The sequence below is a fragment of the Paraburkholderia sp. Ac-20336 genome (assembly GCF_017105025.1).
Lineage (GTDB): Bacteria > Pseudomonadota > Gammaproteobacteria > Burkholderiales > Burkholderiaceae > Paraburkholderia.
This window is the reverse complement of record NZ_JAAGPS010000018.1, coordinates 1-11671: the sequence shown is the minus strand read 5'-3', so window position 1 is coordinate 11671 and position 11671 is coordinate 1. Positions and strand designations below refer to the sequence as shown.

The following is an 11671-nucleotide window of genomic DNA, read 5'->3' as shown; positions in this document are numbered from 1 at the left end:
TGAACGCGGCGCCGGGAGCCGGCGCCGCCACCACCCGTCATACCGGTTCTCCCATATCGCGCCCATGAGGCCGGCGAGAGAGCCTGTCGTCCGCAGTACAAGGAGATTTGCAATGGAACTGACCGGCGAACGCATTTTGCCGCTGCCGCGCGAGCGCGTCTGGGACGCATTGAACGACCCCGAGATACTGAAGGTATCGGTGCCCGGCTGCGAGTCGCTCGAACGCGTCGACGACACGCACTACAAGGTCGTGATGGCCGCTGCCGTCGGGCCCGTGAAGGCGCGCTTCAACGGCAAGCTGACGCTCACCGATCTGCGCGCGCCGGAAGCCTATTCGCTGAGCTTCGAGGGCTCGGGCGGCGCGGCCGGCTTCGGCAAGGGCACCGCGCAGGTCGAACTGGCGCCGGAAGGCAGCGGCACGAAGCTCGTGTATCGCGCGAATGCGCAGGTGGGCGGCCGGCTCGCGCAGGTCGGCGCGCGGCTGATCGACGGCGTCGCGAAGAAGATGGCCGAAGAGTTTTTCGGGCGCTTCACCGAAGCGCTCGCACCGGAGATGCCGGCCGAGGCCGTGGTTGACGGCAGTGCCGACACGGCAGACGCTGCAGCCGCCGGGGCAGCGCAAAGTACCACGCCGCATGCGGCCGCCACGGCCGCGGTGGCATCGAGCGCGCGCGCGGCGGGCGGCGGCAGCAGCAAGCTGTGGCTGTGGGCAACGCTCGGCGTGGTGGTGGCCGTGGCCCTCGTGTACGCCTTCCATTGATGCACTTTTCACCGGCGAGTCCACGATGCACGATCTGACTTCATCTGAGCACTCGCGCGGCAACCGGGCACGCCGCATCGTCGTCGGCATCAGCGGCGCGTCGGGGGCGATCTACGGTGTGCGGTTGCTCGAGATGCTGCGCGCGGCCAACGTCGAGTCGCACCTGGTGGCGAGCCGCTCGGCCCAGATCACGCTCGCCGACGAGCTGGGCATGACGCTCGCCGACGTGAAGCAGCTCGCCGACGTGCATTACCCGAATGCCGACATCGGCGCGGCGATCGCGAGCGGTTCGTTTCGCGTCGACGGGATGGTCGTCGCGCCGTGCTCGATCAAGACGCTCTCGGAGATCGCGACCGGCTGCACGAGTTCGCTGCTGTCGCGCTCGGCCGACGTGATGCTGAAGGAGCGCCGCCGTCTCGTGCTGATGGTACGCGAAACGCCGCTGCACGCGGGGCATATCCGCAGCATGGGCGCGGTCACCGAGGCGGGTGCGATCGTCTATCCGCCGGTGCCCGCGTTCTATGCGAAGCCGGCGTCGCTCGAGCAGATGGTCGATCAGACGCTCGGCCGCGTGCTCGACCTGTTCGACATCGATACCGAAGCGGTGCGCCGCTGGCAGGGTCTCGCCGATTCGTTCGCGGGCGCGCGTGGCGCCGAGGCCGACTGAGCGGCGGTAGCACGGATGGCACAAACGACGACATAAGCGACGGCACAAGCGACGGATTCGGTCCGCCACTCAACCGGGACAGCAGAACAACGATTACTGGAGACACAGATGCGGGACAGCAGAGTCTTAAACGCGCAGGCAGGCTCGCAGCCTACGCTGCGCGACAACATGGCCGGCAGCGCGGAGGCGGCCGCCGCCTCCGGCCAGCAGGCGGCCGAACTGCTCGCGCGCATCGAAAGCGTGCCGTTTTCGCGCTGGCATACGAAGGCGCGCGTCGTGATCGGCAGTTCGACGTTCTTCGATGCGTTCGACGCGCTCTCGCTCGCGTTCGTGCTGCCGGTGCTGGTCGGCCTGTGGCAGATCAAGCCGCTGCAGATCGGCTTTCTGATCGGCGCGAGCTATATCGGCCAGTTCATCGGCGCGCTCGTGTTCGGCTGGTACGCCGAGCGCTCGGGCCGGATTCGCAGCGCGACGGTTTCGATCGCGATCATGTCGGTGATGAGCCTCGGCTGCGCGCTGTCCGGCAACATTCCGATGCTGCTCGCGTGCCGCTTCATCCAGGGCATCGGCGTCGGCGGACAGATGCCGGTCGCGGCGACGTACATCAGCGAACTGTCGAATGCGCACGGTCGCGGCAAATATTTTCTGCTCTACGAAATGCTTTTCCCGGTCGGCCTGATGGCGGCGGGGCAGCTCGGCGCCTGGCTCGTGCCGGCGGTCGGCTGGAAGGTGATGTTCTGGATCGGCGCGGTGCCGGGCCTGATGATCGCGTTCTTCGTGTCGCGGCTGCCGGAGTCGCCGCGCTGGCTGATCGGCAAGGGACGCTACGCGGAAGCCGAAGTGGTCGTGCGCAGCATGGAAGCGAGCACGCCGCGCCGCATCCTGGCGGCGGGCGGCCCGAAGGTGAGCGCAGCGAAGCTCGCGCCGACGGGCAAGAAGGCCGGCTGGCGCGAACTGCTTTCGCCGTTCTATCGCGGCCGCACGCTGATCGTGTGGGTGCTGTGGGCGACGGCGTTCTTCATTGCGAACAGCCTGAACAACTGGCTGCCGACGCTGTATCGCACCGTCTATCAGCTGCCGTTGCAATCGGCCTTGCGCGCGGCGTCGATGACCAACATCGCCCAGGTCGTGCTGCTTCTCGTGTGCGCCTATTCGATCGACCGCATCGGCCGCCGCAACTGGACGCTCGCGGCGTTCTGCGCGGGCGGCGCGCTGTCGGTCGCGCTCGGACTGTTCGCCGCGCACAGCGTGTGGGGCGTGATGGTGATGGGCACGCTCACTTACGGGCTGATCGGTTCGATCAACGCGGTGCTCTATCTGTACACGCCCGAGGTCTATCCGACGCGGATGCGCGCGACCGGCACCGGCCTCGCGACGTCGTGGCTGCGGCTCGCGTCGGCGGTGGGCCCGACGCTCGTCGGTCTGCTCGTGCACACCGAGGGCACCGGTTCGGTGTTCCTGATGTTCGCGGCAGTCAGCGCGGTCGGCGCCCTGGCTGCGACGGGCATGATCGAAACGCGCGAGCGCAGCCTCGAAGAGATCGCGCCCTGATCCGAGTGCGTATCCGCACTGAGTGAGCTTGTATCTGAGCTGTACCTGAGCCGTACCGGCGCCGCCCTGTCGCGCGGCGCCAGCCATACCCCTACCCCGAAAAAAAGAATCTGCCCGCCCCGTTGCCGCAACGGGGCGCGGCAGCGCGCGCTCGCGCGCAACCCCGGCGGCGATGCCACGACATCGTCCGACGATGCACAACAACGATCTGGAGACTCTCGCGATGACAAGGAAGAACGGCAGCCGGTTGGCGAAGTACGCGCGCATGGCGCTCGGCATGGGTTTATTGACGGGGGGCGCGGCGTACGCGCAATCGTCGGTACAGCTGTACGGGATCGTCGGCACGTATGTCGGCAGCGTCAAGCACAGCAGCGGGCCGGCGGCCGCGGTCACGCTGGGCGGCGGCGGCCTGACGACGTCGTTCTGGGGCCTGCGCGGCTCCGAGGATATCGGCGGCGGCAACTCGGTGGAGTTCGCACTCGAAAGCTTCTTCCAGCCGAACACGGGCGCGATGGGCCGCACGCCGGCCGATCCTTTCCTGTCCCGCAACGCGTACGTCGGCGTGTCGACGCACTACGGCAAATTGTGGCTGGGCCGCCAGACGAACCCGACCTACATCAACATGCAGTTGCTGAACCCGTTCGGCGCGTCGGTGGTGTTCTCGCCGATCGTTCTGCAAACCTTCGTGGCGACGTTCAACAACACGGTGATCGGCGACACCGTCTGGGACAATGCCGCGCAATACCAGACGCCGAATCTGGCCGGGCTCACCGCCTCGGCAATTTATGGGTTCGGCGGCGTCGCGGGCGCGAACGGCATCGCCAATCTCGGCTTGCATGCGAAGTACGTGAACGGGCCGTTCCTCGCGGCGGTGTCGTTGCAGCGCGTGCGCACGCCGGTTACCGCGCCGGTGTCCGAGCAGGACATGTGGATGGGCGGCATGACGTACAACTTCAACATCGCGAAAGTCTATGCGCTGGCCGAGGGGGCGCAGACCTACGGCAAGCCGGCGAGCGCGCACACGTACATGCTGGGTCTGTCGGCGCCGATCGGCGTGGGCTCGGTGCTTGCCGAGTGGGCGCGCACGACGCGCAGCGCGCCGCTCAACGTGCGCACGATGCGTAACACGGGCTCGATCGCCTACGATTACCCGCTGTCGAAACGCACCGACGTGTATCTCGTGGGCATGTACGACAAGACGAGCGGCTACGGTTCGGCGACGACGACGGCATTGGGTCTGCGGCACGCATTCTGAGCGTGCCGTCGTGCCGATTCAGGGACTTCGAACTCACGGAGCAAATATGGCAATCGATCAGACCGTCGTGTCATCTTTCACGCCTACGGGCAAGGTGCGCGCGTCGATCAATCTCGGCAATCCGATACTCGCGAACCAGGACCCGGTGTCCGGCGAACCGGTGGGTGTCTCGGTCGATCTGGCGCGTGCGTTTGCGACGCGCCTGAACGTCGAACTGGAACTGGTGGTATTCGATGCGGCGGGCAAGTCGGTGCAGGCGGTCAGCGACGAGCAGGCCGACTTCGGTTTCTTCGCGATCGATCCCCTGCGCGGCGAGAAAATCGCGTTTACCGCGCCGTATGTGCTGATCGAAGGCTATTACCTCGTGCGCGACGATTCGCCGATTCGCTCGAACGAAGAGGTCGATCGTGCGCATAACCGGGTGGTGGTCGGCAAGGGGAGTGCGTACGATCTGTTTCTGACGCGCGCGTTGAAGGATGCGCGGATCGTGCGCGCGCCGACTTCGCCGACTGTGGTGCAGACGTTTCTCGAAGAGCAGGCGGAAGTGGCGGCGGGCGTGAAGCAGCAACTCGAAGCGGACGCGCGGCAAGTTGGCGGATTGCGTTTGCTTGGCGAGCGCTTCATGGTGATTCAGCAGGCGATGGGTGTGCCGAAGAGTCGCGGCGAGGGCGCGGCCCAAGCGTTGCGGGCGTTCGTCGAGGAGATGAAGGCGTCGGGTTTTGTGGCTGAAGCGCTGGCGCGGCATCGGATCGGTGGGGCGTCGGTGGCGCCGTTGGTGGGGTGATGGGGGGCGCCTGCTGTTGCTGCTGCTGTGATTGGTGGCAGCAGGCGTATCAATTGCGGTGTGTTGGTGGGGATTTTTTATCGTCTCATGCGATAGTGCCGCCAAAGTCTCATCAGGATCGAGTAAGCGATGATGGTAACGATCAGATCGATGAGCATCATGGCCAGGATATAGAACAGTTCGGTATCGCCAACTCCAAATGCGTTTGAGATCACGATCAGTTCTTGTTGCTGCTGCAACGTCATTGGAATCGGATAGGTGTGGACGTACCGGATTGCTAAAAAATACAATCCGCAGAACAGCAGTACTTTGGCGGCTTTACAGATAAGTGTTGCCATTTGCAATTACCTTGATCCAGTCACATAGCGCGCTGGCTGCGAACCAACGCGCTATGTGACGGAGATTTTTATTCCTTCATGCGATAGCGGCGCCAAAGTCTCATCAGGATCGAGTACACGATGATAGTAACGATCAGGTCGATAAGCATCATGGCCAGGATGTAGAACAGTTCATAGTCGGCAACTCTGAATGCGTCCGAGATCACGATTAAATAATGTTGCTGTTGCAATGTCATCGGCATCGGATAGGTGTGAACGTACCGGATCGCTAAAAAGTACAAGCCGCAGAACAGCAGTACCTTAGCGGTTTTACGGACAAGTTTTGCCATTTGCAATTACCTCGATCCAGCCATATGCACGCATGACAGAATTGCCAGCCCAGATAGTTCCAGTTCGCAGCAGCGCTTGACGAAGATTGTGAAAATCCACGCGGCTTTGTAGCGTAATGCAGCCGAACGAATGTCCACCTCCCCCGGAAGGATGTAACCGGAAATTGCCGCGCTTTATACCATTCACCCACGTCCAGTCATCGATCAAGCCATCGTTGCGGTACAGCGCGAACCAATCGGTATGATGTGTTGGAGTGCCAATAGCAGAATTCCATGAGTCTTTGAGATAGGCTTCTGCTCTCGAACCGATACCGCCGCCAGGCCGATCGACGATCCAATACTTCCCCGCGGGCAAAGGCCCTTTATCGACTACAGCCGTGCATCCACTTCGATTGCGATAGATTTCATCGCCCGAGAACGCTGGAAACGACCCGATACCCTTCATGTCCAGATGCAAAACCGGCTTGTTATCAACAACGAATTTTCCCTGTAACGGCATAGATTCCTCGAAAGTGACGGTCGCTCTATCAGTGAAGGCGAGCCTTGTCTGAAGGAAGCGTTCGCTACGCTGCCACAGTGATGCAGGGTCGTGAAGGGACGCAAGTCAAGGAAAGATACGAATTAACAATAATTAAAGACTGCGTAGCAAATATCACAACTTTCCAATACGTATCTTGAAATTGACTGGAGCGTTGTTTCACTGTTTTCCTGGATCAGGTAGAAGACAGAAGGGGGCGACTGTCCTAGCTTTCAGAGTTGTCTGATTCCAACGAGCCTATTTTTTTCGAATCATGGCTTCCGATGTGTATCTGCATGTGATGTAGGCACATGCATGATGCGTGCAAAGCGATGTTGTCCGTACGATATTTTAACTACTGACGACGGTTGATCTCAATGCAGACTGGGGATGTTATGGCGGATATGTTTGTCAAGATTGACGGTATTTTCAGGTGAGTCGCAGGATGAATTTCACCGAGGCGAATTAGAAGTGACCGGCTGGCATTGGAAGATGGAGCAACAATCTGCAATGATGTCCGGTGCTGGAGGTGGAGTAGGTAAGGCGACTATTAACGATCTTGAGTTTCTACACCATATCGATCGTGCCAGCCCTAACCTGATGCGTTACTGTCTGACGGGCCGCCACATTCCACAGGTAGTTTTAACGATGCGTAAGGCGGGGGGTATTCCGTTTGAATTTCTGAAAATCACGATGAGCGATGTTGTTATCATTGAGGTTGAACCGTCGGTCGCGGGCACGAATTATATGGAGCGCGTTCGCCTGTCGTTTGCGAAAGTGAAGCAGGAATACAAGGTGCAAAACGTTGTCGGTGGGAGCGGTGGGATGGTTACAGCTGAATTTGATATCCGAGAGAATATTGCGAAATAGTATGCGAAAACGCAATTACATTGCCCTGATCATTGGTCTTGCTCTATTGATTGGGGCGATATCGGAAGTCAAGTCGAATCTGGATTTTATTCGGACATCTACTACAACCTTGGGCAAGGTTATCCGGCTAAACCATGGTGAACGTCATCCCGAGATTGCTTTTGTGACGCAACGCGGCAAGCAGATAACGTTTCCGGCAAGCTTTATTTCTGCAGATGTTGGTGATTCCGTTCTGGTTCGCTACGACCCGCTTATGCCAAGAGAAACCGCACGAATTGACGACTTCTACGGAATTTGGTTTGAAGAATTTATGTTGGCTGTCCTTGCAATTGCATTTCTTTATGCAGGCTGGACAGGAGAGCCATTCAGGGGGAGGTATGGGTAATTATGTGGATCAAGTCGTTGCGTGAGAGTCAATGGCGTTATAAAACTGGGGCAGGTGGCAGCTTGAATGTCGATCTTCTTCTTGCATCAGGAGGCGTTATTGTTGTCGATCCGCCGAGTGGACCACCTCGGAAATTTGAATATTCGGGAGTGGGAATAGGTCTCTCGATTCCTATTCTTAAATGGCTGAAATTGCAGAAGCTCGAATTGCCGAAAATCTCAATCCGGGGACATGGTATAGGGGGAAGTGGTTCTGCAAAGGGTTTTGATAGTAATGGGACTGTGTACATGACAGAGACGTTTCATGGTGACGAGTTGGAAGCCCAAAATTTTGAGGGAGGTATCATTTATCTGGATTGGTCCGCTGGTTATCTTGCGGGCTGGAGCGGATCATATCTACTTGCAGGAATCAATCTGGAGCTAATGAAAGCTGCAATGGTCCCGTGGGCGGGCGGTACGTTTCTGCGGCAAGCGATTATGTCCGCCCCAGTTTTTATCAAAACACAGGGCCGTATGGAAGGGCTGACAGATTCCATTGGCGCTGGCCTGATGTTCGGGCAAATCCACTATCAGGGCGCGGAAGCGGACTAACCTTTGTTCAAGTGGGGCGGAGCGGTAATAGACGGCTTCAATTTTGATCGGCTATTACTCCCGTGATCAATTCTGCCGATAGCAATATCTATCCATCACGCGTTACCGATACCGCTATCCTTCTAGGCGCACACGGTTGGTGCGTCGTTGACAGCTTGGCTCACCACGTCGTGCGGAGTCTAGTCGGCGCCTGACAAATCTCAACCTCGCCAACAAACTGAACCCCGCATAATATCCATCCGACAAAACCCCGTCCTCTTTCATGCTCCCGCTCAAATACCTGACCGGCTACCCCGCGCCTCTACAGGAGAAGGTCAGAACCCTGATCGCCGCCGATCAGCTCGGCGCCTACCTCGCGCGGAAATATCCGAACACGCACGACGTGCAGACCGATCGCGCGCTCTACGCGTATTGCGCCGAACTGAAACGCGAACATCTGCGCAGCGCCGAGCAGATCGACAAGGTCACCTACGACAGCAAGCTCGACATCGTACGGCACGCATTGGGTCTGCACACGAGCATTTCGCGCGTGCAGGGCGGCAAGCTGAAGGCGAAGAAGGAAATCCGCATCGCGTCGCTATTCAAATCGACGGCGCCGGAATTTCTGAAGATGATCGTCGTGCATGAACTCGCTCATTTGAAGGAGAGCGATCACAACAAGGCGTTTTATCGTCTGTGCGAGTTCATGCAGCCGGGCTACCAGCAGATCGAATTCGACCTGCGGCTTTATCTGACCCATCGCGATCTGACGAAGAAGACAGCCTGACGCGCGCGCTTTGTGCACATGTCGTGCACGCGTGGCACGCATAACGAGCCCGCAGGCCACACGCCCCAAACATCGAGCGGCACACCTCAAGCCGCCACCTCAACCACCGAAGCCGTCAGCAATACTGGAATCGACTTCGAAGTCGGCGTGCCCGCGCCATCCGCCACGGAAGAAAGCGGCACGAGCGGATTCGTCTCCGGATAGTACGCACCGAGGCAACCGCGCGGAATGTCGTATTCGACGAGCAGGAAGCCATCCACGCGACGCTCGATGCCGTCGGCCCATACGCTCGTGATATCGACGCGCTGGCCGGCCGCGAACCCGAGCATCGCGATATCGTCCGGATTGGCAAACAGCACGCGCCGTTGTCCGTACACGCCGCGATAGCGATCGTCGAGACCGTAAATCGTCGTGTTGTACTGATCGTGCGAGCGTGTGGTCATCAGCGTCATGAGCCGTTCGCCATGTTGCTTGCGCGCCAGATGAATCGGCGTATCGAGCGCGATCGCGTGAACGAGGAATTGTGCCTTGCCGCTCGGTGTTTTCCAGATGCGCTCGCGCGACGCCACGCCGAGATGGAAGCCGCCGGGCTTCTTCAGGCGCTCGTTGTAATCGGCGAAACCGTCGATCACCTGCGCGATGCCGTCGCGAATCAGCGCGTAGTCGGCCGCGTGCGCGAGCCAGTCCACCTTGGCGCTGCCCAGGGTCGCATGCGCCATGCGCGCGACGATCGCCACTTCGGAGAGCAGATTATCCGAGGCCGGTTGATTCATGCCATACGAGATGTGCACCATGCTCATCGAATCCTCGACGCTCACGCCCTGCGGCACGCCGTTCTGCAGATCGATCTCGGTGCGCCCGAGCGTCGGCAGAATCAGCGCATCGCGGCCATGCACGAGGTGGCTGCGGTTCAGCTTGGTCGTGACGTGCACGGTCAGATCGCAGGCGCGCATCGCCTCCCACGTGCGCGGTGTGTCGGGTGTCGCGATCGAGAAATTACCGCCCAGGCCGATGAACACTTTCACCCGGCCGTCGAGCATCGCCTGAATCGTGTTGACGACGTCGAGCCCATGCTCGCGCGGCGGTTCGAAATCGTAGACCGCGCCGAGCTTGTCGAGAAACGCGTCGGTTGGCTTTTCCTCGATGCCGACCGTGCGGTCGCCCTGCACGTTCGAGTGGCCGCGCACCGGGCACAGCCCCGCGCCGCGCCGGCCGATATTTCCGCGCATCATCATCAGGTTCGACAGCATCTGCACCGTCGCGACCGAGTTCTTGTGCTGCGTGAGGCCCATGCCCCACGTCGAGATCACCGCACGGCCACGCGCGTAGATGTCGGCGAGCTTCAATACATCTTCGAACGGCACGCCCGCTTCGGCGACGATCGTGTCCCAGCGCTCGGCGCGCAGATCGTCGGCGAACGCCTCGAAGCCGACCGTGTGTTCGGCGATAAAGCCGACGTCGAGCACGCGTTCGAGGCCCGAGGCCAGCGCTTCGTCGTCGAGTTCGATGATGCGTTTGGCGACGCCCTTGATCAGCGCGAAGTCGCCGCCGACCTTCGGGCGGATGAACACCGAACTGATCTTCGTGCTGCCGAGCGTGAGCATTTCGACCGGATGCTGCGGGCTCGCGAAGCGTTCGAGTCCGCGTTCCTTGAGCGGATTGATCGACACGATCGTCGCGCCGCGCTTCGCGCATTCGCGCAGTTCGCCGAGCATGCGCGGATGGTTGGTGGCCGGATTCTGGCCGAAGATCAGCAGCGTATCGGCGTGCTCGAAGTCGTCGAGCGTGACCGTGCCTTTGCCGATGCCGACCGTATGCGGCAGGCCGCGGCTCGTCGCTTCGTGGCACATGTTCGAGCAGTCGGGGAAATTGTTGGTGCCGTACATGCGCACGAACAGCTGATAGAGGAACGCGGCTTCGTTGCTCGCGCGGCCCGAGGTATAGAACGCGGCGCGATCGGGATCGCCGAGCTGCTGCAGATGCCGCGCGATCAGCTCGAACGCTTCGTCCCAGCCGATCGGCACGTAGCGATCGGAGCGCGCGTCGTAGACGAGCGGATCGGTCAGACGGCCGTGCTGTTCGAGTTCGAAGTCCGATTGCGCCATCAGTTCGGCGACGCTGTGCTGCGCGAAGAACGCGGGCGTCACGCGCTTGCCGGTCGCTTCGGCGGCCACGGCCTTTACGCCGTTCTCGCAGAACTCGAAGGTCGAGGCATGCTCGCGATCGGGCCAGGCGCAGCCCGGGCAGTCGAAGCCGTCGGGCTGGTTCTGCTTGAGCAGCGTGCGGTAGTTGCCGCCCGCCACTTTTTCCTTGAGCAGATTGAGCGCGACGTATTTGAGCGCGCCCCAGCCGGCGGCGGGGTGCTTGTAGGGCTCGATGCGTGGTTCGATGCTGGCTTCGTTCTTCTTCATGACGGGGCGATGGAGCAGGCTTGGGGGCTTTTCGGGCCGATAGTCGCAAGCGTACTGTGTTCCCCTGAAGGCGTCGGATACAGAAAATCGGAAAGAATAGGAGTACAGTTGCGCAAGCCTGATCGCGGCGCGCGTGTCGGCGTTTTCCAGGCCCTGTGAGCCTCGCAAGCCCCGCGACTCCTTCGACCCCTTCGACTCCACCGTAACCCCCTTGAAGCTCTACGAAAAACTCGCCGACGAAATCACCGAAGCCGTGCGCCGTGGCGTGTTCGCGGCCGGCGAGCGGATTGCCTCGGTGCGCCAGGCGAGCCAGCAGCACGGCGTACCCACACAAGCTACCGGGGACAGGTGACTTCAGCGTGCCGCCCACTGCCCCGACGAAGCCCGCCTTGCGCGGGCTTTTTTGCGATGGCGTTAATTCTCGCCAATTCACATTCTTCTTTGCGCT

13 protein-coding genes and 1 pseudogene are annotated in these 11671 nt (G+C 60.7%); 10 read left to right on the top strand and 4 right to left on the bottom strand.

From position 1 onward, the window contains the following. The first annotated feature begins 112 nt into the window (after positions 1-112). From GXB81_RS09255 to GXB81_RS09235, 5 genes are all read left to right on the top strand, one after another. A complete protein-coding gene (locus GXB81_RS09255; protein WP_167043346.1) occupies positions 113-760 on the top strand; it encodes a carbon monoxide dehydrogenase subunit G in 648 nt (215 codons plus the stop codon). Positions 761-785: 25 nt separating this feature from the next. After that, positions 786-1427 (top strand): UbiX family flavin prenyltransferase, encoded by a 642-nt coding sequence (locus GXB81_RS09250; RefSeq protein WP_167043344.1) that lies wholly within the window; start codon positions 786-788, stop codon positions 1425-1427. 108 nt (positions 1428-1535) lie between these two features. Continuing rightward, the gene (locus tag GXB81_RS09245; RefSeq protein WP_241016297.1) at positions 1536-2978 is read left to right on the top strand and encodes an MFS transporter; all 1443 of its coding nucleotides are present in this window, start codon (positions 1536-1538) and stop codon (positions 2976-2978) included. Positions 2979-3201: 223 nt separating this feature from the next. Next, on the top strand, positions 3202-4233 hold the full coding sequence (locus GXB81_RS09240) for a porin (RefSeq protein ID WP_240159012.1): 1032 nt from the start codon (positions 3202-3204) through the stop codon (positions 4231-4233). A gap of 46 nt (positions 4234-4279) precedes the next feature. Beyond that, complete coding sequence (locus GXB81_RS09235; RefSeq protein WP_205988955.1) at positions 4280-5017, top strand: ABC transporter substrate-binding protein; 738 nt, start codon at positions 4280-4282, stop codon at positions 5015-5017. A 77-nt stretch (positions 5018-5094) separates the two neighbouring features. Here the strand turns inward: GXB81_RS09235 and GXB81_RS09230 are convergent, their stop codons facing one another. The 3 genes from GXB81_RS09230 to GXB81_RS09220 form a co-directional block, all read right to left on the bottom strand. Beyond that, the gene (locus GXB81_RS09230; RefSeq protein WP_205988954.1) at positions 5095-5355 is read right to left on the bottom strand and encodes a hypothetical protein; all 261 of its coding nucleotides are present in this window, start codon (positions 5353-5355) and stop codon (positions 5095-5097) included. A gap of 68 nt (positions 5356-5423) precedes the next feature. After that, entirely contained in the window at positions 5424-5684 is a 261-nt protein-coding gene (locus tag GXB81_RS09225; RefSeq protein WP_167043336.1) for a hypothetical protein, read from the bottom strand. Next, a complete protein-coding gene (locus tag GXB81_RS09220; protein WP_205988953.1) occupies positions 5665-6183 on the bottom strand; it encodes a DUF2778 domain-containing protein in 519 nt (172 codons plus the stop codon). Before GXB81_RS09220 ends, GXB81_RS09225 begins: the two co-directional genes overlap by 20 nt. 395 nt (positions 6184-6578) lie before the next feature. Between GXB81_RS09220 and GXB81_RS09215 the strand changes: the two are divergent. From GXB81_RS09215 to GXB81_RS09200, 4 genes and pseudogenes are all read left to right on the top strand, one after another. Beyond that, positions 6579-7071 (top strand): annotated as a pseudogene (locus GXB81_RS09215) (type VI secretion system tube protein Hcp). Position 7072: 1 nt separating this feature from the next. After that, positions 7073-7456: a DUF3592 domain-containing protein gene (locus tag GXB81_RS09210; protein WP_167043330.1), complete on the top strand. Its 384-nt coding sequence runs from the start codon at positions 7073-7075 to the stop codon at positions 7454-7456. Positions 7457-7458: 2 nt separating this feature from the next. Next, positions 7459-8046 (top strand): hypothetical protein, encoded by a 588-nt coding sequence (locus tag GXB81_RS09205; protein ID WP_167043328.1) that lies wholly within the window; start codon positions 7459-7461, stop codon positions 8044-8046. 262 nt (positions 8047-8308) lie between these two features. After that, a complete protein-coding gene (locus tag GXB81_RS09200) occupies positions 8309-8812 on the top strand; it encodes a M48 family metallopeptidase (RefSeq protein ID WP_167283216.1) in 504 nt (167 codons plus the stop codon). Positions 8813-8898: 86 nt separating this feature from the next. Here the strand turns inward: GXB81_RS09200 and GXB81_RS09195 are convergent, their stop codons facing one another. Beyond that, positions 8899-11223 (bottom strand): FdhF/YdeP family oxidoreductase, encoded by a 2325-nt coding sequence (locus GXB81_RS09195; RefSeq protein WP_205988952.1) that lies wholly within the window; start codon positions 11221-11223, stop codon positions 8899-8901. A 211-nt stretch (positions 11224-11434) separates the two neighbouring features. On the opposite strand from GXB81_RS09195, the gene GXB81_RS09190 reads away from it, so the two are divergent. Further along, positions 11435-11575 (top strand): hypothetical protein, encoded by a 141-nt coding sequence (locus GXB81_RS09190; protein WP_205988981.1) that lies wholly within the window; start codon positions 11435-11437, stop codon positions 11573-11575. The last annotated feature ends 96 nt before the right edge of the window (positions 11576-11671 follow it).

Excerpts from the sequence above, each read along its gene's own strand:
- GXB81_RS09240 (WP_240159012.1), top strand. The coding sequence starts at position 3,202 with ATGACAAGGAAGAACGGCAGCCGGTTGGCGAAGTACGCGCGCATGGCG.
- GXB81_RS09235 (WP_205988955.1), top strand. The coding sequence starts at position 4,280 with ATGGCAATCGATCAGACCGTCGTGTCATCTTTCACGCCTACGGGCAAG.
- GXB81_RS09225 (WP_167043336.1), bottom strand. The coding sequence starts at position 5,684 with ATGGCAAAACTTGTCCGTAAAACCGCTAAGGTACTGCTGTTCTGCGGC.
- GXB81_RS09200 (WP_167283216.1), top strand. The coding sequence starts at position 8,309 with ATGCTCCCGCTCAAATACCTGACCGGCTACCCCGCGCCTCTACAGGAG.
- GXB81_RS09245 (WP_241016297.1), top strand. The coding sequence starts at position 1,536 with ATGCGGGACAGCAGAGTCTTAAACGCGCAGGCAGGCTCGCAGCCTACG.
- GXB81_RS09205 (WP_167043328.1), top strand. The coding sequence starts at position 7,459 with ATGTGGATCAAGTCGTTGCGTGAGAGTCAATGGCGTTATAAAACTGGG.
- GXB81_RS09210 (WP_167043330.1), top strand. The coding sequence starts at position 7,073 with ATGCGAAAACGCAATTACATTGCCCTGATCATTGGTCTTGCTCTATTG.
- GXB81_RS09220 (WP_205988953.1), bottom strand. The coding sequence starts at position 6,183 with ATGCCGTTACAGGGAAAATTCGTTGTTGATAACAAGCCGGTTTTGCAT.
- GXB81_RS09250 (WP_167043344.1), top strand. The coding sequence starts at position 786 with ATGCACGATCTGACTTCATCTGAGCACTCGCGCGGCAACCGGGCACGC.
- GXB81_RS09230 (WP_205988954.1), bottom strand. The coding sequence starts at position 5,355 with ATGGCAACACTTATCTGTAAAGCCGCCAAAGTACTGCTGTTCTGCGGA.
- GXB81_RS09195 (WP_205988952.1), bottom strand. The coding sequence starts at position 11,223 with ATGAAGAAGAACGAAGCCAGCATCGAACCACGCATCGAGCCCTACAAG.
- GXB81_RS09255 (WP_167043346.1), top strand. The coding sequence starts at position 113 with ATGGAACTGACCGGCGAACGCATTTTGCCGCTGCCGCGCGAGCGCGTC.